This window comes from Pseudomonas shahriarae (assembly GCF_014268455.2).
In the GTDB taxonomy this organism is placed as follows: domain Bacteria; phylum Pseudomonadota; class Gammaproteobacteria; order Pseudomonadales; family Pseudomonadaceae; genus Aquipseudomonas; species Aquipseudomonas shahriarae.
Map to the genome: position 1 here is coordinate 1,249,431 of NZ_CP077085.1, position 20,585 is coordinate 1,270,015.

22 protein-coding genes are annotated in these 20,585 nt (G+C 52.4%); 14 read left to right on the forward strand and 8 right to left on the reverse strand.

What is annotated here, in order from left to right; all coding sequences use genetic code 11:
* The first annotated feature begins 107 nt into the window (after nucleotides 1-107).
* Nucleotides 108-2,648, forward strand: coding sequence for a LuxR C-terminal-related transcriptional regulator (locus HU773_RS05505; protein WP_186625446.1), 2,541 nt, complete (start codon nucleotides 108-110; stop codon nucleotides 2,646-2,648).
* Between the two features lie 144 nt (nucleotides 2,649-2,792).
* Here HU773_RS05505 and HU773_RS05510 read toward each other — a convergent pair whose 3' ends face one another.
* Entirely contained in the window at nucleotides 2,793-3,581 is a 789-nt protein-coding gene (locus HU773_RS05510) for an IclR family transcriptional regulator (RefSeq protein WP_169990150.1), read from the reverse strand.
* Between the two features lie 119 nt (nucleotides 3,582-3,700).
* Here HU773_RS05510 and hmgA point away from each other — a divergent pair, with 119 nt between their 5' ends.
* The 4 genes from hmgA (at nucleotide 3,701) to HU773_RS05530 (ending at nucleotide 8,366) form a co-directional block, all read left to right on the forward strand.
* Nucleotides 3,701-4,984 carry a homogentisate 1,2-dioxygenase gene (gene hmgA / locus HU773_RS05515; RefSeq protein ID WP_057958336.1) on the forward strand — a complete coding sequence of 428 codons (1,284 nt, stop codon included), beginning with the start codon at nucleotides 3,701-3,703 and terminating at the stop codon, nucleotides 4,982-4,984.
* 3 nt (nucleotides 4,985-4,987) lie between these two features.
* The gene (gene fahA / locus HU773_RS05520; RefSeq protein WP_057958337.1) at nucleotides 4,988-6,286 is read left to right on the forward strand and encodes a fumarylacetoacetase; all 1,299 of its coding nucleotides are present in this window, start codon (nucleotides 4,988-4,990) and stop codon (nucleotides 6,284-6,286) included.
* Nucleotides 6,287-6,298: 12 nt separating this feature from the next.
* A complete protein-coding gene (gene maiA, locus HU773_RS05525; protein WP_057958338.1) occupies nucleotides 6,299-6,943 on the forward strand; it encodes a maleylacetoacetate isomerase in 645 nt (214 codons plus the stop codon).
* A 67-nt stretch (nucleotides 6,944-7,010) separates the two neighbouring features.
* Entirely contained in the window at nucleotides 7,011-8,366 is a 1,356-nt protein-coding gene (locus tag HU773_RS05530; RefSeq protein ID WP_186625447.1) for an MFS transporter, read from the forward strand.
* Nucleotides 8,367-8,447: 81 nt separating this feature from the next.
* On the opposite strand, the gene HU773_RS05535 is transcribed toward HU773_RS05530, so the two are convergent.
* Nucleotides 8,448-9,251, reverse strand: a complete 804-nt coding sequence (locus HU773_RS05535; RefSeq protein ID WP_057437838.1) for a SirB1 family protein — start codon at nucleotides 9,249-9,251, stop codon at nucleotides 8,448-8,450.
* Nucleotides 9,252-9,436: 185 nt separating this feature from the next.
* On the opposite strand from HU773_RS05535, the gene HU773_RS05540 reads away from it, so the two are divergent.
* A complete protein-coding gene (locus HU773_RS05540) occupies nucleotides 9,437-10,477 on the forward strand; it encodes a Leu/Phe/Val dehydrogenase (protein WP_057958339.1) in 1,041 nt (346 codons plus the stop codon).
* Nucleotides 10,478-10,509: 32 nt separating this feature from the next.
* Here the strand turns inward: HU773_RS05540 and HU773_RS05545 are convergent, their stop codons facing one another.
* The gene (locus HU773_RS05545; RefSeq protein WP_003188807.1) at nucleotides 10,510-10,770 is read right to left on the reverse strand and encodes a YebG family protein; all 261 of its coding nucleotides are present in this window, start codon (nucleotides 10,768-10,770) and stop codon (nucleotides 10,510-10,512) included.
* A gap of 334 nt (nucleotides 10,771-11,104) precedes the next feature.
* Here HU773_RS05545 and HU773_RS05550 point away from each other — a divergent pair, with 334 nt between their 5' ends.
* From HU773_RS05550 to HU773_RS05570, 5 genes are all read left to right on the forward strand, one after another.
* Nucleotides 11,105-11,392, forward strand: a complete 288-nt coding sequence (locus HU773_RS05550; protein WP_186625448.1) for a phosphate-starvation-inducible PsiE family protein — start codon at nucleotides 11,105-11,107, stop codon at nucleotides 11,390-11,392.
* Between the two features lie 38 nt (nucleotides 11,393-11,430).
* Nucleotides 11,431-11,904, forward strand: a complete 474-nt coding sequence (locus tag HU773_RS05555; RefSeq protein WP_017848681.1) for a phosphate-starvation-inducible protein PsiE — start codon at nucleotides 11,431-11,433, stop codon at nucleotides 11,902-11,904.
* 1 nt (nucleotide 11,905) lies between these two features.
* Entirely contained in the window at nucleotides 11,906-12,736 is an 831-nt protein-coding gene (locus tag HU773_RS05560; RefSeq protein ID WP_096143421.1) for a hypothetical protein, read from the forward strand.
* A gap of 21 nt (nucleotides 12,737-12,757) precedes the next feature.
* A complete protein-coding gene (locus HU773_RS05565; RefSeq protein WP_186625449.1) occupies nucleotides 12,758-13,195 on the forward strand; it encodes a hypothetical protein in 438 nt (145 codons plus the stop codon).
* Nucleotides 13,196-13,440: 245 nt separating this feature from the next.
* Complete coding sequence (locus HU773_RS05570; RefSeq protein ID WP_096143419.1) at nucleotides 13,441-13,884, forward strand: hypothetical protein; 444 nt, start codon at nucleotides 13,441-13,443, stop codon at nucleotides 13,882-13,884.
* A 268-nt stretch (nucleotides 13,885-14,152) separates the two neighbouring features.
* Here the strand turns inward: HU773_RS05570 and HU773_RS05575 are convergent, their stop codons facing one another.
* The 3 genes from HU773_RS05575 to HU773_RS05585 all read right to left on the reverse strand — a co-directional run bounded on the left by HU773_RS05575 (nucleotide 14,153) and on the right by HU773_RS05585 (nucleotide 16,067).
* On the reverse strand, nucleotides 14,153-14,878 hold the full coding sequence (locus HU773_RS05575) for a hypothetical protein (RefSeq protein ID WP_096143418.1): 726 nt from the start codon (nucleotides 14,876-14,878) through the stop codon (nucleotides 14,153-14,155).
* A gap of 341 nt (nucleotides 14,879-15,219) precedes the next feature.
* Nucleotides 15,220-15,657 (reverse strand): hypothetical protein, encoded by a 438-nt coding sequence (locus HU773_RS05580; RefSeq protein WP_020301966.1) that lies wholly within the window; start codon nucleotides 15,655-15,657, stop codon nucleotides 15,220-15,222.
* Between the two features lie 14 nt (nucleotides 15,658-15,671).
* The gene (locus HU773_RS05585; RefSeq protein WP_130898288.1) at nucleotides 15,672-16,067 is read right to left on the reverse strand and encodes a hypothetical protein; all 396 of its coding nucleotides are present in this window, start codon (nucleotides 16,065-16,067) and stop codon (nucleotides 15,672-15,674) included.
* Nucleotides 16,068-16,492: 425 nt separating this feature from the next.
* Here HU773_RS05585 and HU773_RS05590 point away from each other — a divergent pair, with 425 nt between their 5' ends.
* From HU773_RS05590 to HU773_RS05600, 3 genes are read left to right on the forward strand one after another with little or no spacing between them, the layout of a single operon-like run.
* Entirely contained in the window at nucleotides 16,493-17,473 is a 981-nt protein-coding gene (locus HU773_RS05590) for a RepB family plasmid replication initiator protein (protein WP_096143417.1), read from the forward strand.
* Nucleotides 17,470-17,832, forward strand: coding sequence for a hypothetical protein (locus HU773_RS05595; protein ID WP_170949802.1), 363 nt, complete (start codon nucleotides 17,470-17,472; stop codon nucleotides 17,830-17,832). The genes HU773_RS05590 and HU773_RS05595 overlap by 4 nt, the downstream gene beginning before the upstream one ends.
* Before the next feature lie 17 nt (nucleotides 17,833-17,849).
* Nucleotides 17,850-18,338, forward strand: a complete 489-nt coding sequence (locus HU773_RS05600) for a hypothetical protein (RefSeq protein ID WP_186625450.1) — start codon at nucleotides 17,850-17,852, stop codon at nucleotides 18,336-18,338.
* A 263-nt stretch (nucleotides 18,339-18,601) separates the two neighbouring features.
* On the opposite strand, the gene HU773_RS05605 is transcribed toward HU773_RS05600, so the two are convergent.
* Both HU773_RS05605 and mobC read right to left on the reverse strand, forming a co-directional pair.
* Nucleotides 18,602-20,206, reverse strand: coding sequence for a relaxase/mobilization nuclease domain-containing protein (locus HU773_RS05605; protein WP_096143413.1), 1,605 nt, complete (start codon nucleotides 20,204-20,206; stop codon nucleotides 18,602-18,604).
* The gene (mobC, locus tag HU773_RS05610) at nucleotides 20,203-20,565 is read right to left on the reverse strand and encodes a plasmid mobilization relaxosome protein MobC (RefSeq protein ID WP_096143412.1); all 363 of its coding nucleotides are present in this window, start codon (nucleotides 20,563-20,565) and stop codon (nucleotides 20,203-20,205) included. Before mobC ends, HU773_RS05605 begins: the two co-directional genes overlap by 4 nt.
* Nucleotides 20,566-20,585 lie beyond the last annotated feature (20 nt).

The following is a 20,585-nucleotide window of genomic DNA, read 5'->3' on the forward strand; positions in this document are numbered from 1 at the left end:
GCTTTTTTATGCTCGGCAATCAGCCCGCTGAATACTTCTTCAACAACGCCCATTGACAGGACTACGGTAGTCCGCACGCCGCATAACAATAAAAAAGGGACGCTGTAATGACCGCCATGACTCGTCGCCTGGATCGTCCTGGATTCATGCCACGTCTGTCTTCCCACCATTTGCTGCGCCCACGCCTGGCCGAGCCGTTGCGGGGTACCGAGGCGCGGGTCCGGTTGCTGTGCGCGCCGGCCGGCAGCGGCAAGAGTGCGTTGTTGGCCGAATGTGCCCTGCAGGCCCCGGCGAGCTGCCAGGTGTATTGGTTGCCGCTCAATGGCGCGGCTTTGGCCCCGCTGGATTTCTGCCAGCGCCTGGCCCAGAGCCTGGGCCTGGCGTTTGTCGATGAAGCCAGCTTGCTGCTGGACCTGAGCCGCTGGCAAGCGCCGGCCTGGCTGTTTCTCGATGACTATTGCCGGGTGTCGGCACCGGCCCTGGATGCCTTGCTCGACCGGGTGCTGACGGCCAGCAGCCCGGCCTTGGTCTGGTGGCTGGGGGCGCGGCGTCGACCGGCCTGCAATTGGCCGCGGCTGCTGCTCGATGATGAATTGTGGGAGTGCGGCGGCACCGAGTTGGCGTTCGATCAGCGCGAGGTCCAGCAACTGCTCGAGCATCACGCCGCAGCCGGGCAGACTGCCGACAAGGTCCTGCAATTCAGCGCCGGTTGGTGCGCTGGCGTGCGTATTGCCCTGCTGGAAGGCGACAGCCATCCCGACAGCGGCGCCTGGCATGGGCGTTCCCAGACCCTGCTCGACTATCTGCAGCACGAGCTGTTCAGCACCCTGCCTGAAGAGCTGGAGGAGGCCTGGCGCGTACTGGCGCACTTGCCACGTTTTAACCAGGGGTTATGCGAACACCTGTTTGGCTTTGGCGATGGCGCCGACTACCTGCGTGAACTTCAGGCCCTGGGGGCGTTTATCGAGCCCTGGGAAGACTCGCCGGACTGGCTGCAGGTCTTCACCCCCCTGGCCCAGTTGCTGCGCGACGAACCCTGGCCGGCCCGGCGCTCCTGGCACCGGCGCGCCTGCCAATGGTTCAGTGCGGCCCAGGATTGGCAGGCGGCGTTCGAGCAGGCGCTGTTGGCCGAGGAGTACGAAGCGGCGGTCAGCCTGCTGGAGCACTTCAGTTTCGAAGACCTGTTCCGTCAGCAAAACGCTGTGTTGTTGTTGCGCCTGCATGAGCAGCACGGTGACGAGTTGATGCTCGGTTCGGCGCAACGGGTGGGGCTGGTCACCGCCGCCTTGCTGTTTGCCGGGCGTTTCGAGCAGGCCGCGCAATGTGTTGATCAACTGGCACGTTTCACCCCGCAACCCACGGCCGCCTTGCAACGGCATCTGCTGGCGCGCTGGCAGGCGCAGTGGGGGTGGTTGTTGCATCTGGGGGGCGAAGCGGTGCGGGCCCGCGCGCACTTTCTCGATGCGTTGAATGATCTGCCGGACAGCGCCTGGACGTCGCGCCTGATGTGCCTGTCCGGGCTGACCCAGCAAGCGCTGTTGCGCGGCGAACTGGACGTGGCCCAGGCCCTCAACCGCGAGGCGCTGTGCCTGGCGCGGGCCCATGGTTCGCTGCTGCTGGAGGCGCTACTGGAGCTGGATCATGCGCAACTGCTGGAGCAGCGGGGCGCACCGTACCGGGCCCAGAGCCTGCTGGAAGGCGTGCAGGCCATGTTGATCCAGCAGCGTCTCAAGACCGGGCCGCTGATGGGCCGGATTGCCTTGCGCCGAGGGCATCTGGCACTGCGCCAGGGGCATGACGCCCTGGCCACCGAATGCCTCGAAGCCGGCCTGGGCATGTGCCTGCATAGCCAGGACAAGCGCGTGCTGTATGGCTTCCTCGGGTTGGCAATGCTGGCGGCCAACCGCGGCGACTATGCCCAGGCGTTTATCCAACTGCGCGACGCCGAGCGCCTGATGCAGCGCCGACAGGTGCCCGACACGGTGTACCGGGCGGTGCTGCTGTTGCTCAGCGGGCATTTCTGGCTGCAGCAGGGGCGGGCCGAACTGACCCTGGAAGCGGTCAGCCGGGTGCTGCGCCATTATCACGGCCCCCACGCCAAGCAGGCGCCGCCGGCGACCCTGGAGTTGATCCCCCGGCTGGAGTACCTGCTGGTGCTGGCCCAGGTCAAATTGCGCCGTGCCGAGCACCCCATCCAGCGGCTCACCGCCTTGCTCGACAGCGCCCGCGAGTCTGGCATGCAGTGCCTGGAAGTGGAGTTGCAGTTGGTGCTGGGCGAGGTGGCCTGGCAACTGGGGGAGAAAGCGCTGGCAGTGCGTGCGCTGCAAACCGGTCTGGCCCTGGCGGCGCGCTGTCAGGTGCAGCAGGCGGTGCGTGAACTGCGCCTGCGCCAGCCGGGGTTGCTCAGTGAATTGGGGCTTGAACCTCAGGAGGCAGTGGCGGCGCCGGGGGAAAACCCGTTGAGCCAACGGGAGCTGGAAGTGTTGCAACTGATCGCGCTGGGCAACTCCAATCTGGAAATTGCCGACCTGTTGTTTATCTCGCTGCACACGGTGAAGACCCATGCACGGCGGATTCACAGCAAATTGGGGGTGGAGCGGCGCACCCAGGCGGTGGCCAAGGCCAAGAGCCTGGGCCTGATGGCCTGATTACTCCCAGCAACGCCGATCAACAGGTGGGAGCTGGCTTGCCTGCGATGGCGGTGTATCAGTCGCAGAATGTATCAACTGACCCACCGCCATCGCAGGCAAGCCAGCTCCCACATTAGCCTGTGTGCATTCAGGATTGGTGGATCAGGGTTGATAACCCATCCGCCAACTCACCGCCTGGCTCGCTGCCAGCAATTGCCGGGCCGCCGGTCCATCTTCATCGGCATGGAACAACGAGGTCGGCCCCACCACCGTCATCACCGCCACCACCTGCCCCAGCGCATTGAATACCGGCGCCGACAGCGCATCGACCCCCGGCATCAGCAAACCATGCACAAAGTGCAGGCCACGCTGGCGAATCTGTTCACAGGCCTGCACATACGCCTGGTCGTCCGCCAGCGCATGGGCGATGCCGGCCTGGATCTCCTGCGCGCGCAGGTCAACGGTTTCGCGCTCTGGCAAAAACGCGCTGAACACCAGCCCCGTCGAGGAGCTGAGCAGCGGCAGCACCGAGCCCAATTGCGTCACCACCGTGACCGCACGCACCGCCGGTTCGATATGCACCACGGTCGCGCCGTGGTTGCCCCATACCGCGAGAAAGCAGGTTTCATTCAACTCGTCGCGCAGCTGCGCCAGGGGCAGGGTGGCGACTTTCAGTACGTCTATGCTGCCCAGCGCCGCCAGCCCCACGCGCAAGGCCTCGCGGCCCAGGCCGTAATGGTTGGTGGCCGCGTTCTGTTCGGCAAACCCCGAGGCAATCAGGGCCTGCAAGTAGCGGTGGACCTTACTGGCCGGCATCTGCACGTGCTCGGCCAGGCGCGACAGGGATGTGGCCGGCGACAGTTCGGCCAGGGCCTTGAGGATGTCGGTGCCGACTTCGGCCGAGCGGACTTTCTGTTTACCGGTGTCGCGGGGGGCGGGCGGCTTTTCCATGGAGAGCGTGTGTCCGAAAGACGAATGGCGGTCTTTATAGCTTGACGGTCGATACGGAGCAAATTACGTTATGCGTAACTGGATTACGATAAAAACAACTTCCTTACTGAGGACGATCCATGACCCTCGATTATCAATCGGGCTTTGGCAATGAATTCGCCAGCGAAGCCTTGCCAGGTGCACTGCCGGTCGGCCAGAACTCCCCGCAAAAAGCGCCCTACGGGCTGTACACCGAACTGTTCTCCGGCACCGCGTTCACCATGGTGCGCAGCGAAGCCCGGCGCACCTGGATGTATCGCATCCAGCCGTCGGCCAATCACCCGGCATTCATCAAGCTGGACCGGCAACTGGCCGGCGGCCCGCTGGGCGAGGTCACGCCCAACCGCCTGCGCTGGAACCCGCTGGATATACCTGCAGAACCCACCGACTTTATCGACGGCCTGGTCGGCATGGTGGCCAACGCCGGCGCCGAGAAGCCCTCCGGCATCAGCATCTATCACTACCGTGCCAACTGCTCCATGGAGCGGGTGTTCTTTAATGCCGACGGCGAACTGTTGATCGTTCCCGAGCATGGCCGCCTGCGCATCGCCACCGAACTGGGGGTGCTGGAGGTCGAGCCGCTGGAAATCGTCGTGTTGCCACGGGGCCTGAAATTTCGCATCGAGCTGCTGGATGCCCAGGCTCGCGGCTACGTCGCCGAAAACCACGGCGCGCCGCTGCGCCTGCCGGACCTGGGGCCGATTGGCAGCAATGGCCTGGCCAACCCCCGGGACTTCCTGACCCCGGTCGCCCACTACGAACATCTTTCGCAACCCACGCCCCTGGTGCAGAAGTTCCTCGGCGAGCTGTGGGGCTGCACCCTCGACCACTCGCCGCTGAACGTGGTGGCCTGGCATGGCAATAACGTGCCGTACAAATATGACCTGCGCCGCTTCAACACCATCGGCACGGTGAGCTTCGATCACCCGGACCCGTCGATCTTTACCGTGTTGACCTCGCCCACCAGCGTTCACGGCCTGGCCAACCTCGATTTCGTGATCTTCCCGCCGCGCTGGATGGTGGCCGAGAACACCTTCCGTCCACCCTGGTTCCACCGCAACCTGATGAACGAATACATGGGCCTGATCCAGGGTGCCTATGACGCCAAGGCCGAAGGCTTCCTGCCCGGCGGCGCGTCGCTGCACAGTTGCATGAGCGCCCACGGCCCGGATGGCGAGACCTGCACCAAGGCCATCGCCGTCGACCTGGCGCCGCACAAAATTGATAACACCATGGCCTTTATGTTCGAGACCAGCCAGGTGCTGCGCCCGACCCGCTTCGCCCTGGATTGCCCGCAATTGCAAAACACTTACGACGCTTGCTGGGCCACGCTGCCGGCAACCTTCAACCCGAATCGGAGATAAGCCATGACGCAGTCCACTCTCACCCGCAGTTGGGTGGCCTCGGCCAACGGTCACACGGATTTCCCCCTGCAGAACCTGCCCCTGGGCATCTTCAGCCACAACGGTTCGGCACCGCGCAGTGGCGTGGCGATCGGCGAGCACATTTTTGATCTGCAAGCGGCCCGTGACCTGTTTGACGGTGAAGCGCGCCGCGCCATCGACGCTATGGCGGACGGCCAACTGAACGCCTTCTTCGAACTGGGCCGCGGCCCACGGGTGGCACTGCGCGAACGCCTGCTGGAACTGCTCGCCGAGGGCAGCAGCCAGCAAGCCCAGCTGCAAGCCCTGGGCGCCCAGGTGTTGCCACTGGCCGCCGATTGCCAGATGCACCTGCCGGCGAAAATCAACGATTACACCGACTTCTACGTCGGCATCGAACACGCGCAGAACGTCGGCAAACTGTTCCGCCCGGACAACCCCTTGCTGCCCAACTACAAGTACGTGCCGATTGGTTATCACGGCCGCGCCTCGACCATCCGTACCTCCGGCACCGAGGTGCGCCGGCCCAAGGGCCAGACCCTGCCAGCCGGCCAGACCGAACCGACCTTCGGCCCGTGCGCACGCCTGGACTACGAGCTGGAACTGGGCATCTGGATCGGCCAGGGCAATGCCATGGGCGACTCGATTGCCATTGGCGATGCCGCCGAGCATATCGCTGGCTTCTGCCTGCTCAACGACTGGTCGGCCCGCGATATCCAGGCCTGGGAATACCAGCCACTGGGGCCGTTCCTGTCGAAAAGCTTTATCACCAGCATCTCGCCCTGGGTGGTCACGGCCGAAGCCCTGGAACCGTTCCGCAAGGCCCAGCCCGCACGCCCGGCCGGCGATCCACAACCGCTGCCGTACCTGCTGGACCCCCGTGATCAGGCCGCTGGCGGCTTTGATATCGAACTGGAAGTGCTGCTGACCACCGCCGCGATGCGCGAGCAGAACCTGGCGCCCCATCGCCTGACCCTGAGCAACACCCAGCACATGTACTGGACCGTGGCGCAAATGGTCGCGCACCACAGCGTCAACGGCTGCCAGCTGCAGGCCGGCGACCTGTTTGGTTCGGGCACCCTGTCGGGGCCCGAGGCCGGTCAGTTCGGCAGCCTGCTGGAAATCACCGAAGGCGGCAAAAAGCCGATCGAACTGGCCTCCGGCGAAGTGCGCAAGTTCCTTGAAGACGGCGATGAAATCATCCTGCGCGCCCGCTGCCAGCGTGAGGGGTTTGCCTCCATTGGTTTCGGCGAATGCCGTGGCACTGTGGTCGCCGCGCGCTAAGGGGGCGAGGGGATGGAGCTCTATACCTACTATCGTTCCACGGCGTCTTATCGGGTGCGCATCGCCCTGGCGCTCAAGGGCCTGGACTTTACCGCGCTGCCGGTCAACCTGCTGGTGCCCAAGGGCGGCGCCAACCGCCAGCCCGAGTACCTGGCGATCAACCCCCAGGGCCGTGTCCCGGCGTTGCGTACCGACGAGGGCGAACTGTTGATCCAGTCGCTGGCGATCATCGAATACCTGGACGAACGTTATCCACAGGTACCGCTGCTCGCCAAGGACCTGGCGGCCCGCGCCCATCAGCGTGCAGTGGCGTCGATCATCGGTTGTGACATCCACCCGCTGCACAACTCCAGCACTCAGAACCTGCTGCGTCAGTGGGGGCATGACGAGGCGCAATTGCTGGAGTGGATCGGGCACTGGATCAGCCAGGGCCTGGGCGCGGTGGAGCAATTGATCGGTGACCAGGGCTATTGCTTCGGTGACCAGCCAGGGCTGGCGGATGCGTTTCTGATCCCGCAGTTGTATGCGGCAGAGCGCTTCAAGGTGGCGCTGGAGGGTTACCCGCGAATCCAGCGTGTCGCGGCATTGGCGGCCAAACACCCCGCCTTCATCCAGGCCCACCCCTCCAACCAACCTGACACCCCTGACACCCCCTAGATCCATGTGGGAGCTGACTTGCCAGCTCCCACAAGTGATACCCCATAAAAATAAAAAGGTCCTTGCGATGCACAATCAGATTGCCAGCTTTCGCGCGGCACTCGACGCCCGTCCGGTGTCGCGCTACCAGTGGTTGATTCTCCTGTTGTTAGCGTTGTTGCTGGTCACCGATGGTTACGACGCCCAGGTGTTGGGTTACGTGGTCCCGGCCCTGGCCCAGGACTGGGGCCTGGAAAAGGCCGCCTTCGGCCCGGTGTTCAGTGCCAACCTGCTGGGGCTGACCTTGGGCTCCCTGGCTGTGACGCCCCTGGCCGACCGTTTCGGCGTGCGCCGCATCCTGCTCGCCTGCGTACTGATCTACGCCAGCCTCACGGTGCTGATGGTATTCGCCAATTCCCTGAATACCCTGATGGCCGCGCGCTTTATCTGCGGCATTGGCATGGGCGGCGCGATGCCCAGCGCCATGGCCTTGATGTCGGAATATTCGCCACCGCGTATGCGCACGTTGATGGTGACGCTGGCGGCCTGCGGGTTCTCGTTCGGTGGGGCAGCAGGTGGTTTTGTCGCGGCGGGGTTTATCGACAGCTTTGGCTGGCAGGCGGTGTTCCTCGCCGGTGGCGTGACGCCGTTGCTGCTGTTTCCCTTTCTGGTATGGCTGCTGCCTGAATCCTTGCCGCGTTTGTTGCGCGATGCACCGCCCTATACGCGCCTGCAGAAAGTCACGGCGCGCATGCTGCCCGGTTGGCAGGCACCGGCGGCCAGCGAAGAACAGAATCGCCAGGAGCAAGGCAGCAAACTGACTGTCGTGGAGTTGTTTCGTAATGGCTATGCACGGCCGACGCTGCTGATCTGGTCGACCTTTTTTGTCAGCCTGATCCTGCTGTATTTCATGATCAGTTGGTTGCCGTCACTGCTGCTGGAAAGTGGCATGGCCTTGAACAAAGCCAACCTGGTGACCTCGATGTTCCTGTTCGCCGGCACCTTGGGCGCGATTGGCATGGCCTGGTTTGCCGACCGCCTGAAAAGCAAAGTACGCCTGCTTTCCGGTGTGTTGGCGGCAGCGGCGGTGTGCACGGTTCTGCTGGGGCTCAACCATGACAACCCGCGTTACCTGGTGGCGTTTGTGTTTGCGGCGGGCTTTTGCATCATCGGCGGCCAGTTGACCCTCAATGCATTTGCCAGCAACTTCTACCCGGCCCATGTACGTGCCACGGGCACCGGCTGGGCACTGGGTGTCGGGCGGTTTGGTTCGATCCTGGGGCCGTTGTTTGGCAGCATGCTGCTGGCGATGCACGTGCCGGTGCAGCAGATTTTCTTCTTCTGCGCGATTCCGGCGGTGATCGCCGCGTTGTTGATCATTCAGGTGCGCTCGCCCGAGGCCAAGGCGCCGGTTGAGATCCTTCAGCACCCGCTTGAATCCTGAGGGGCAACCCCCTTACTTGTGGGAGCTGTCGAGCCCCAGCGAGGCTGCGATGGGGGCGACGCGGTTCAAGGTCAGCCCCCGTCAATGCACCACCGCCCCAGGCGGCAAATGCCCCAGCCGCTCCGTCAGGCGCAGCCGCTGCACCGGGTCTTCACTGAGCAACAGCGCATGCTCAAGATCGAAGCGCTCGGCATTCGGGCAATCCAGGTGCTTGTACAGACTGGCCCGCGCCAGATAGTCGGCGGCGCTGGCGTCGCCCAGCTCCAGCACGCGCTCGGCGTCGATCAGCGCCGCGAGGTGATGGTCATTGGTCAGGTGCAGTTGCCGCAGGTTGCGCGACAGCCGCTGCAGGATCAGTCGCGGCTCGGCGCTGCGCAGGTGTTCGGCTTGCAGCTTGAGATTGGGGCCGTACTGGCGTTGCAGCAGTTCGCGGCAGTCGTTGGGGTACAGCCGCCGCCCGCCGCAGGGGTCGAGCAAATGATCGGCACCGCTTACCCGCAGCAGGAAGTGCCCCGGGAAATTGACCCCCACCATAGGGATCTCCAGGCGCCGCGCCAACTCCAGGGCGATCAGGCCCAGGGCCAGGGGTTGTCCGCGGCGGCGCTGTAAGACCTTGTCCAGCAGGGCGGCGGCGGGGCGCAAGGGGGTGAAGTCATCCTGGGCGAACCCCAGGTCATTCATTATCCGCAGCAACGGCTGGCCCAGCTCATCGGCCGGCAGCAGCGGCATGCCGAGGCTGACTTGCTGTTGCAGCACCGTGAAGTCAGCCAGGATCGCCTGCGGGTCCACGGCAGGGTCGTGCTCGGCAGCGATCCATAACGCGGCTTCAAACAGCGCCGGAGGCGAGCGGTGCAGGCATTCGAAAAAGGCTTGGCGGGGATTCATTGCATTCTCCGTCGGATGTCCCGTTTTAGCCTTGCCAAGAACTTTCGTCCAGCTTCTTGAGAACCGGCCTACCTGGATATGTCGCAAAGCCTGTAATTGCGGGCTGCTTATTCCTGCACGCTCCGGCAACCTTTTTCCGGCAGCCTATACTTGGCGACTACAAGAAGTGATTCGGGAGCTTGACGATGTTTGCTCTCATGCACAGCACCCGCCTTGAATCCCTGCACCTGAGCGTTGACCCGGTGACCGGGTTGAAGGCGGTCATTGCCATCCACAGCAGTCGCTTGGGGCCGGCCCTGGGTGGCTGTCGCTACCTGGCCTACCCCGACGATGAAAGCGCCGTGGCCGATGCCGCGCGCCTGGCCCAAGGCATGAGTTACAAGGCCGCGCTGGCCGGTCTGCCGGTGGGCGGTGGCAACGCGGTGATCATCCGCCCGGCCCATGTGGAAAGCCGCGCCGCGCTGTTCGAAGCTTTCGGCCGGTGTATCGAGCAGCTCGATGGCCGCTATATCACCGCCATCGACAGCGGCACCTCTGTGGCCGACATGGACTGCATCGCCCAGCACACGCGCTTTGTCACCAGCACCACCGCCGCCGGCGACCCGTCACCCCATGCGGCCATGGGCGTATTCGCCGGCATCCGCACCGCCGCCATGGCCCGCCTGGGCAGCGACAACCTGGAAGGCCTGCGTGTGGCAATCCAGGGCCTGGGCAACGTCGGCTACGCCCTGGCCGAACAACTGCACGCCGCTGGCGCCGAATTGCTGGTGAGCGATATCGACCCTGGCAAAGTGCAACTGGCCATGGAGCAACTGGGCGCGCACCCGATTGCCAACGAAGCCTTGCTCAGCACCCCGTGCGACATTCTCGCGCCGTGCGGCCTGGGCGCCGTCCTCAACCGCCAGAGCGTCGCCCAACTGCGCTGCGCCGCCGTGGCCGGCTCCGCCAGCGCGCAACTGACCCACCTGCAAGTGGCCGACCAATTGGAGGCGCGTGGGATCCTCTACGCACCGGACTACGTGATCAACTCCGGCGGCCTGATCTATGTCGCCCTCAAGCACAACGGCGCGGACCTGGCGACCATCACCGCGCACCTGTCCAACATCGGCACCCGCCTGACCGAAATCTTCGGCCACGCCCAGGCCGAAAAACGCTCACCTGCCCGAGTGGCCGATGAGCTGGCCGAACGGCTGCTGTACGCCGAGCCCTTATTAAAAAGGCCCTGAATCAATGATTCAGGGCCTGTTCAATTCGGGCTTTATTCCGCCGCCGGGTTCAGCAACTCGGACAACGCATCCGGCTGGCTCTTGAACGCCTTGGCAAACACATCGCGATTCTTCGCCATGTAGATCCCGGCTTCCTCCACCTGCTGCTCGCTCAGGGACGGCACGGCTTTTTGCAACACTTCTGCGAGCAACTCAGCGAGTTCAAGCATCTTGTCATGACGGTCAGCTTCGGCTTTATCCATGAACAAACGCTCCAGATCTCGGCTGCTGCGGTATACCACTTCGACGGCCATTCACCACCTCACATGCCTTCACGATAGTTGTCTATTGCGACTACTGTATTTATATACAGCTAAAAGGATAAGCCAATCCATGGGGTTTGGGTAGCAGCTTTTTAATGTAGTTGGGAAATGGGGTTTGTCAGGTGTCGGAGTGCCGCAGTCGTAAACCCCAACGGCAAGATAAGTGTCTCATGTCATTCCACCATCATCTCATTCTGCAATCTCTGGCCTTCTTTCTGCATGCAGAGAAATCGTCATGCCAAACGGGCATTATCCCCCCCCGAGCCGAAGCATGGCTTAGGCAATGGCAAATAGTTGGCTATTTTTTAAACAGTGGTGGTGAGTAATGACAGAAATGAAGTGGGCCGACAAAGTGCGCAAAAGCCTGCACGCGAGTGCAGATTCCCTGGGCAACCTGGCAGTGGAGGCATTTCACTATCTGGCGCTTTTTGGTATCGGTGCAATCACCGCCTATGCGGCAATAATGACCTTTATCGACATGTTGCAAAAAGGCGGCATCAGCGTTGATGACATCCTGCTGCTGTTTATCTACCTGGAGCTGGGCGCCATGGTGGGGATCTACTTCAAGACCAACAAGCCAATACTAACACAACCTAGCCGTATTTTGGCTTAGGTTCTCTGGCATCATTAGATTTTCAGGGGAGACATCGTATGAAGTGGATAGAGCACAGTCGGGAACGAATGCACAAGCAAGCCAATTCGATTGGCAATTTTTTAGTCGAAGGTTTCCATTATTTGGGGCTGTTCGCCATCGGTGCCGCTACCGCGTGTGCTTCGGTGATGGCATTTGTCGAAATGGTAGGAAAGGGCACAGCAAGCGTAGATGACATTTTGCTGTTGTTCATCTATCTAGAACTGGGTGCGATGGTAGGTATCTATTTTAAAACCAATCATCTCCCAATTCGATTTCTACTTTATATTGCAATTACCGCTTTAACTCGCTATCTCATTGGTGATGTATCACATCATAAGGCACCAGATATTGGTCTGCTTTACCTGTGCGGCGGGATATTTTTCTTAGCTTTGTCAGTCGTTGCTGTTCGATTTGCGTCCTATAAATTTCCGTCCAGCAAAGCTATTGACGCGACGGGTGAAGTCATCGGCGAAAACTACACAGAGAAGTAAAATGACCAAAAGGATTTGGATTTGGCTGGGGATTGCCGTCGCTTTTTTCGTTTTGTTTCTATTGCCTGCGGCGGTTACCTTTTGGCTTTACAGGGAAAATCTTGGCAACATATCGCATAAGCCTGATGACTGGGGAGCATTTGGGTCATTATTGAGTGGAATATTTACCTATATTGCCGCTGTGGGAACAATGGGGACACTAATTTTTCTCGTATATCAACAAGGGAAAAATAACGAACTCATAAACCGACAATTGGCTTTACAGACATTTGAGGAATACGAAAGGCACAGAAAACTATTTTTTGAAAAGCTTTCAGAAATCGAAAGCCACTATGATAATGAAATAGTTTTTCCCCAGCGTGAGCGTGTTTATAGCTCCATATTTCATATGAATAGCCCATCAACGATGCAGTATGCTCTCAATATAAACGAGGACAACCCAAACGCTAGGCCAAAAGACCTAATAGATTGCTTACACAAATACGATAAAATAAGCGAGATGTTAGATGACTACCAAAGTTTTAATAACTGTATATCAGTCATTATTGAGACTTTGGATTTGAGCTATGACTTGGGGATTTCGGCAGCGAAGAAAAATGTAGAAGGCCAAATTCTTTGGTTTGATATGCCAACGGCTTTAAACATAAATAACATTGGTTTGGCATTAGAACGCATTGAAAGAACACTCAACACAATTCTTTTTATGTCGTCTAACCAACCCGTAAAAAGTATATACCACAAAGCACAGAGCCTTCTTTTTCGTGATTATGTGCTGCAGCATTTGAGTGAACACAAAAGACAGTTTCCAGTGACTATTGTTGGGCATAATTAATTTTATTAGTCGAGGTAATATATGAATTCTCCTTTGGACGAAATTCTCAACTGGTTTAAAAATCTGCCACCAGTTCAACAAACAGATGTAGCTTTTCTTGTTTCGTATATGCCGGGGTTGGATATCGATCTGGGTTCAGATGAGATTGTTACTGATTTCCTAGGTCAGATCGATAAATTGAGAGAGGGTAAAGTCCGTGAACAGGCATTGATTGTCTGTCTGAAGGCACTTATTGAAAATTTTATTATCTTAAAACGTATCGATCCTGAAGGATGGAAAAAAAGAAAGGCGATGCTCGAACAGCTCTCAATAGAAAAGGATAGTCAAACGTTTGCCAAATTGGCAGAACGTAAAGAATTCGAGGGTGCTCAGTGGGTGAGTAGCTGCAAAAAATGGAATGAGATGGCAAAAAATCACCTCACAGATGAAAAAATAGATTATTGGTTTAATTTTGGTTAGCGATAGCTGATTGGCACGTCCGCATGTCTTCTACGAAAGGTCCAACGTCAAAAGCGGGTTTCCCGGTCGCTGAACGCCCGTAAAACGGCATGTTTTTTGATCGAGGTGGTTTGGAGTGCCGGGACTTGTACCGGTGCGAGAAAACGCCGGAATACGCGGTGTATGGCACTGCATCCGTAGGGTTGGGTAGAATCAACGCAAGGTGCCATTGCAGGGCCACCACTCACGATCTCTAAGGATGGCGAATGAAAAAAATAATTTTTGTGCTGGTTGTTGGATCACTGCTGAGTGGTTGCGTTACGCAAAAGCCACCGCTTTCTGACAGCCAATACACTGCATTTGCTACTCAATTGATAGGTATCCATAAATGCGTTGCTAGCGGAAACATGCCACCAGATACAGGTGCCCGTGGTCAGCAATATTCGATGGCAAATCTCAATACTTGGCAATTCGACCAAAATTATTTCATGGGTCGAGCTAAGCAGATAGCGGATTCGGTCAACCCGTCGCAAGGTGATTGCAACACATTGGCGATGAATATCATGCAAAGAAAAAATCAGATCGAGGCACAAAATCAGCAGGCCGCACAGGAAGCACAAGCGTGGCAAAACCTGCAAAATCAACAGGAACAGAACAAAACCACTTATTGCAATCAAATAGGCACACAGACTATTTGCAATCGATACTAAAACAAGGCGTGCAGCGGCTCGCCTATTCTGGTGGTCGCTTTGCTTGAAAAGTCAAAATAAAGGGCCTAACACCTAATAAAGTAAATGCCGTAAAAATGGGGAATTTCAATAATCTATTGTCGTGTTATTTCCTAAAAACGGGTTATTGACATTTGAAATTTAAAAATCCGATTTGATCAAGATGAATGATCTCTTAAAACGGACCACGGAAAACGTAAAAAGCCCATGAATGAGCCTTTTTTTGTTTTTTCCCTTTAAATCAAGATTTTTAAATTTTCATGATATCGACCATATCTCGATAGTCCTTTTTACGGTCGTTAAATGTAGCCATAAACTCAATACCATCATCTTTATAAACCGGATTAGATAATGATGGCCTAGTGGCCTTTTTCTGCTTGCTGTCTTCTTCTTGATAGTCATATGGCTTTGAACCAACGATCAACGTGAAATAGCCAATATTGACAGTCATTTTTTTGATCAACTTTCTATTTTTTACAAGTGAAATCGAAACCCTAAACTCTGTGCGGACTTCTTGAAATTTGAAAAAGTCGTCAGGCTCTAACATTCCTTCAAAAGCCATTCTCAATACTGGATCAATCTCTATGCCGTTTGATGACGGTGTTTTACGGGTTATTATTCTCGTAAGCTTCTGGCATTTGGACAAAGATGAAACCGGCTTAAATTTATGTGTCCTAGTGAGCTTTATAGATGCCGCATCGTAATCATACTGATCAAGATCAATGATGTGAAATTTCTTATGGGTAGCGTCTTGATATTGAGAAGATGCGAAATAGTCTTTCAATAAATATTGCACATTAGACAACGTAGATTTGTTATCTGTGATCAATAGGTGTTTTGTGCTTATATCAACTACATGAACACCAATAACCGCTTTTGCATGACCGTGTTGAAACGTTTTATCTTTACCAAAAGTCGCACTCATGCAAAAAGCTTGGCTACCTAATTCGATCGGGTTAAATTTAGTATTATTCATAAATCTCCTTTTCTGTTTTGTTACTTAAAATTAGAACACAGAAAAAGATAATGTCAAATTAAAGGGCCGCACTATTTTCATGAATGGGCTTTATTGTCTAATCTTATTTTTAAATAATATTCGACCTTAAATATATTTTCAACTTACTATTGACACGCAATTAATGGCTTGTCTAAGCCAAAATACAACCATCACAAAAATGACAAAACTCAAAAACTTGCAAGATATTCCAAAATAAAATTGTCGATATTTTATTGAAAAATAAATTGTCAAAATAAAGGGCCTAACATCATCAGGCACAAAAAAGCCCCGGTTAGGGGGCTTCATGGTGTCGCTAGATTTTAGATCTTTTCGGCTTTGAGTTTGTCGATCAAAGCTTCGAACGTATCAACCTCGTTTTTCTGCATCAGGTCAGCCAAAAACAAAGCGTAGGTTTTAAATCCTTTATCTTTCATTGCTTGACTGGCAATGCCTTGCTTCGCCTTCTTCAAGATAAATTCAACGCCGTCAATCTGCACTTTCCATTTATCGCTAGGCTCCTTGGGTGCCTTTGGTACGTCCTCGCTCACGCTTTTAGGTGTTTTAGCGGGGGTTTTGATTTGGTGAAGGGAATGCACCACATCAACAAATTCAGCCACTGAATAGCCGTATTTGTCGCGAAGGGTTTCAAGCTCTTCAACAAATTCGATGACTTTTGCTTCTTCTTCATTTTCTCTTAGGTTCTTGATTTGTTCTTCAAGCTGTTTTTGCTGTGCGAGTAGGTCAAGCAATTTCGACATTTTTCTTTTTTCCTTCAAGAATAAGATTGATCATCGGAGGACAAATAAACCAGAAAACGGCTGAACTCTATATTGATACGCTCGTAAAATTCTTGCCAATTGGCATCAACCAATTCAGCGATGGAACTACGACCATGTTCAAGGTTTTCTTGATCTTCAATTTCAGACGCTTCAAGTTGAAGGGTGTAAAGAATGACATAAAGGACATAGGGCTTTAATGCTGCCTTCAAAGCTGCTTCAACGCCGAATAAGCCAAGATCAACCGGCTTCTTAATCTCCAATATGTCGATGCAATATCGATCAAAATAAAGACAGTCTGATGGCTTGTCGGCCTTCGATCCTCTCCACCACTCATCACTTAAAGCACTATGGATAAGTTGTGTATTTACAAAAATCTCACCAATTTTCAAAATATTGTCCATTGCACATGGTTATGGAAAATGGATTTTAAAATCAATCCTTGAAAATGTCAAAATAAAGGGCCTAAGCTCTTACCAGAAAGGTTTTTGATTTTAGATCCACCAGATGAGTTTTTGACGTTCTGCCCTACATCTTATATATAGATTTACGAAGTAAATATCTTTTCTTTTGTGAAAACGTTCGAATAAGCCCGCAAGAATAAGGAAATCTTAAAAACCCCAGTTAACGCTCCTTATTTATTTACCCCCTTTCGGTTAACGCTCCTTATTTTTTAAAGTGGTTTATCTTTTAAAATATGGATAATCTCAAAGCATGATAATACGGTTAACAGCATTTGTTATTTTTTTACTGCCTTAATCTTGTAATTAGTTTTTTTTGTGGTTAATTATAAGTATAACAAGGGTGAAAAATAACCATGAAATACATTTTAAAGGAAAGCGGTAAAGAAAAAGAGGTGTTCAACCTCAAAGGTTATGTATCAGTTCCACGCGTTTTCCTAGCTCTTCCATTGTTCAACACAATAAACGCTCACAAAGAGCCGAGAGGCTTTGAAATAGCTAAAAACCACAATGCTAAAAACATTCATATTGCTTCAACGTCGCTGACTATATTCAATGATTTTGAAGTATTTCTTTTTATTTTGCGAAAAGTATACAGCAGCAAAAGCAATGAATTTGAATTTACTCTTGATGAAATAATGAATGACTTTGATGTTAAAACATCACATAGAACAATGTATTTTTCGATCTTCAAGCAGTCAATTAGAAAGCTCAATAAGATCAATATTGAATATGAAGAAGAAACAGAAGATGGAACGAAAACTGTTTTTCTAAACTTCATTACCGGCGAGCTGACTAAAAAAGGCGGAAAGATTGAAGTATCAAAACGTTTTATTGATTTTTTTGGTAGCCTAAAAGAGTTGTACGAGATCGACACGAAGATGCTGAGCTTATTAACTAATGAATATCAGCGAATTCTTTATGTGTTGTACGTTTGTAATAGACGCAACAAAACAAACTATTTCAGCGTTGACATGTTAAAAGAACGTTTCCGCATCAGCGATAAAATGCCTTGTAAAACGTTCATAATGAAAATAAGAAAGGCCAATGAAGCACTCCAAGAAATGGGCCTAATTGAAGGTTTTAAAGAAGATAAAACTAATCGAGTAACTACAAGATTTTTAGTCGACTACAGTTATAAGTCGCTCTACAAAGAGTTTAAAGAAAAAAAGGCAATTGCTGAAAAAAAGAAAGCGGCAAGCATCGAAAAGAAAGCCGTTAAAGGGTCGAATTCAGACGATTTTGATCGTGAGTTGAGTGAAGATTTTTACGAAGAAATTGAAGGGCCAAAAGCACCAAATGAATTAACAGATGATGGGGACGAAGAATGGAAATGAAAAAAGAAGAACAGAAACCGCAATTGCCCGGCTTTATAGTAGAAGCTTTGATAATGAGAATTGAGGCACTTATTCACCTAATAAAAAGCGACGTGATTAGATCGTCTATATCTGCAAAATTGGGCGAAATAAAGGACATTAAAGCTTTGTATCAATTGTTATCGCTAGCACAAACATCTATTGAAAATAGTGAACTGATCGAAAATAAGATCAAGGGTGGTCTAGTTTTCAATCCGTTTACTGGTGAGTTAATAAGTGAGCTTGATTACCACTACGCCATGGAAGATATGATCGAAATGATGAAAGGAGTTGTTAACAATCCAGCACCAAAAATGAACCCAAAACCGCCAACGGTTTAACATCGATCAGAGGGCAAATGAATGTAAGAAATTTAATCACCGCTTTAACGCTTTTATTATCAGTCAACGCTTCTTTTGCTGATGACCCTGCATGGTGGAGCGATAGCAAATGCAGAGAGCAAAGAAACAAGGATTACGCTTCGCTAATGTTGCACGGTTTTAAATCTCACGATGCTATTAAAAAGATAGATGAACAATTCAAAATTTGTGTTTGTTCGTCGGGCGATGAAACGAGGGTCGCAGTTCAGTCACTTGCGGATAATCATGAAATTGAAATGATGAGTAACGATGGAGTTATAACCGTCCCTATTAAGTATGGTCGAGATTTCGGAATGATGGTCTATAAAGGCCAATGTTATCTCAATATTGGAAAGCCGGAGCTATGCAAAAATTCGGCGTTTATGGGTGAAGCAAAACAGTCATTTAATGTATATGAAACATACGACGAAAAAAACAATGTATGTGCTTTTGATTTCGACAAACAAAATAAATCAACGGGGGGATAATATGAAAGAAGAATATTGCAGAGCAATGCTTGAACATTTCAGCATTAGAATATATTCATTACAAAAAGAATTCGACGCTTACAAGAATGACCAGATGATCCAAAGCGATGAAAGAAAATCCGCAATGTTCGACCGCTATCACCGCATTAGGGCGTTAAAATTAGAGTTGCTTTACTTGAAATTGATTTGAAATAAGCAACGATCCAAGTTGGTGAATGTTCATGATGAAATCTAAGAAAAAACAAACGCCATAAGGCGTTTTTTTAATCTGGTCTTAACTGCTGCCTTCTTCTTTTTTCGTTTTGATAAGCTTCGTTTTCGGAACTGCTTTGACTGTTTTTAGCTTGTGCAGCAAGAACACGCATCTCAGAAAGTTTTTCATTCATCGAACCTGCGGCATCATGCACTGCGAATACATCAGCAGTCTTAACAAGTCCATCGGCTATACCAACGGCCCCGGTTTTTCCAAGCCTTTTGGCTTTCGTATCATCGTCAGCATTTACAGGAGGTATAAAGCTTTTTGATTTAGGATCTTCAAGATGATCCACCGCTTTTTTAACAGGTGTTGTAGGATGTGGCTTTTTAGCTGGCTTATTAGTCGGTGAAGATGTAACGCTAATCGCTTCAATCGGCTTCTTAAACGCTAGATTTTCAAGCTTCAATTTTTCAAGCTCTGCTTTATCGTTGGCGTTAGGTGTAAAACCACTTAATGAATACCCTTTTTGGTCTAGTCCCATCATCTGGAATTGTAGCCACGCACTACGCTTAAAATCGTGCGTTCCTGTTAAGTGCAGGGTTTGGGGTTTGCCGCTCTCTGTGAGCTTCTGCAAGCCCGCTTTAATCGCCATTGGGCTGGTGGTGTTGAAAGTGGCCGTTCCATCGCTGTATTCAAAAGCTTTCTTGTTCGTCCCTTTATAATAGAAATCATGACCATCAGGGGTATCGAAGCGAGTATCTAGGACGCGATTAGATTTCTTGATCCTTTTTTCGGTGATGCTTGATTGCTCATCATGAAAATCGCCGCCAATGCTGCCCATTTCACGTATAGGAGCCGTTTTTACTCCAAGACGTGCAAGCGTGTCGGAGAACTGGGGATCGTCGCCAAAACGGGCTTTAAGAGCTTTGTAAGAAGCTCCAACCTCAGAGGCTTTGAAGATCTGGCCGTCTTTCTCCATTGAGTACGCATTGTTGCCGTTGGTGATCAAGGTGAAGCCGTCAGCATGGAGGAACTCAAGGAACTCACCGGCTGTCATGGCCATTTCAGTCACAGCGTTTACAACCTCTTTAAATTTTTTCTTCTCGGATTTAATGCCGCGATTTTCAAGCCTATATTCGTTCGATGGTTTTGGACTTGTAGGCATTCCGGGATTTAAAGACTTTCTGTTTTCAACGACTTTTAACCCGTATTCTTCTTCGATTTCCTGACAAGCTTTTTCAAAGAAAGCAAAATCATTATGCTTAGTGTAAAGGTTTCCTTTGTTGTCTCTTTTATTCCATACAAGATGAACGTGAATTTCATCGGTGTCAGTATGAACTGCCCAACGGTGTTTTCGATTATCTAAATCAAGAACGTTACGCCAAACGGTTAAAGCCAAATCACGGGCCATTTCAGGCGAAACTTTATCATCAGTGTGAAAGCTGATGATTTCATGTACTGCTTCTATTTCCTGAGTTCGGCCAGTTTTAGATTGATACTTGTTGTTAACCTGCCTGAATTTCTTCGCCCCGAATTCCGCATATTCTTCCATGCTGGTGTTGTCAAATTTTTCTTCACTACCGCCAACCAAATCAGCTTTTTCTAAAATATAATTCATTGTGCGAGTGGTCGCCGCATTGTCAGGGAGTTTGCTTTTTACGTCCCTGATCATTTTGAACCTCTTTTTTTGATTACTGCTTTTTTTGTTTTAGTTGCAACGAAGTCATAGAGCTTTTCAAAGCGGTCAGATACTTGTTCAAGTGTTTTACTGTCTTGCTCTGTGAACCTGCCGCCAGCGTTCACCTTCCTCGCCATCTGGTTAACATTGTTCCCAATGCTTTCGAGCATTTTTTCGATTTTTGAAAAAGAAGCGAGAAGATCGTCGTTGGTGATTTCGACAGTTTGAGCAAAGCCATCGTTAACGATTTTTTTGATTACTGCTGTTTTAGTCATTGAAAGACTAAAAGCGAGTTCGTTGAATTTTTGCATGTCTTCTTTTGAAATTCTTATTGATACTTTATCTTGTGCCATGTTCCTCCTGATCGATGTGT

Bases quoted from the DNA above. Each gene is read 5' to 3' on its own strand.
- HU773_RS05505 (WP_186625446.1), top strand. From the start codon at position 108: ATGACCGCCATGACTCGTCGCCTGGATCGTCCTGGATTCATGCCACGT.
- HU773_RS05510 (WP_169990150.1), bottom strand. From the start codon at position 3,581: ATGGAAAAGCCGCCCGCCCCCCGCGACACCGGTAAACAGAAAGTCCGC.
- hmgA (WP_057958336.1), top strand. From the start codon at position 3,701: ATGACCCTCGATTATCAATCGGGCTTTGGCAATGAATTCGCCAGCGAA.
- fahA (WP_057958337.1), top strand. From the start codon at position 4,988: ATGACGCAGTCCACTCTCACCCGCAGTTGGGTGGCCTCGGCCAACGGT.
- maiA (WP_057958338.1), top strand. From the start codon at position 6,299: ATGGAGCTCTATACCTACTATCGTTCCACGGCGTCTTATCGGGTGCGC.
- HU773_RS05530 (WP_186625447.1), top strand. From the start codon at position 7,011: ATGCACAATCAGATTGCCAGCTTTCGCGCGGCACTCGACGCCCGTCCG.
- HU773_RS05535 (WP_057437838.1), bottom strand. From the start codon at position 9,251: ATGAATCCCCGCCAAGCCTTTTTCGAATGCCTGCACCGCTCGCCTCCG.
- HU773_RS05540 (WP_057958339.1), top strand. From the start codon at position 9,437: ATGTTTGCTCTCATGCACAGCACCCGCCTTGAATCCCTGCACCTGAGC.
- HU773_RS05545 (WP_003188807.1), bottom strand. From the start codon at position 10,770: ATGGCCGTCGAAGTGGTATACCGCAGCAGCCGAGATCTGGAGCGTTTG.
- HU773_RS05550 (WP_186625448.1), top strand. From the start codon at position 11,105: ATGACAGAAATGAAGTGGGCCGACAAAGTGCGCAAAAGCCTGCACGCG.
- HU773_RS05555 (WP_017848681.1), top strand. From the start codon at position 11,431: ATGAAGTGGATAGAGCACAGTCGGGAACGAATGCACAAGCAAGCCAAT.
- HU773_RS05560 (WP_096143421.1), top strand. From the start codon at position 11,906: ATGACCAAAAGGATTTGGATTTGGCTGGGGATTGCCGTCGCTTTTTTC.
- HU773_RS05565 (WP_186625449.1), top strand. From the start codon at position 12,758: ATGAATTCTCCTTTGGACGAAATTCTCAACTGGTTTAAAAATCTGCCA.
- HU773_RS05570 (WP_096143419.1), top strand. From the start codon at position 13,441: ATGAAAAAAATAATTTTTGTGCTGGTTGTTGGATCACTGCTGAGTGGT.
- HU773_RS05575 (WP_096143418.1), bottom strand. From the start codon at position 14,878: ATGAATAATACTAAATTTAACCCGATCGAATTAGGTAGCCAAGCTTTT.
- HU773_RS05580 (WP_020301966.1), bottom strand. From the start codon at position 15,657: ATGTCGAAATTGCTTGACCTACTCGCACAGCAAAAACAGCTTGAAGAA.
- HU773_RS05590 (WP_096143417.1), top strand. From the start codon at position 16,493: ATGAAATACATTTTAAAGGAAAGCGGTAAAGAAAAAGAGGTGTTCAAC.
- HU773_RS05595 (WP_170949802.1), top strand. From the start codon at position 17,470: ATGAAAAAAGAAGAACAGAAACCGCAATTGCCCGGCTTTATAGTAGAA.
- HU773_RS05600 (WP_186625450.1), top strand. From the start codon at position 17,850: ATGAATGTAAGAAATTTAATCACCGCTTTAACGCTTTTATTATCAGTC.
- HU773_RS05605 (WP_096143413.1), bottom strand. From the start codon at position 20,206: ATGATCAGGGACGTAAAAAGCAAACTCCCTGACAATGCGGCGACCACT.
- mobC (WP_096143412.1), bottom strand. From the start codon at position 20,565: ATGGCACAAGATAAAGTATCAATAAGAATTTCAAAAGAAGACATGCAA.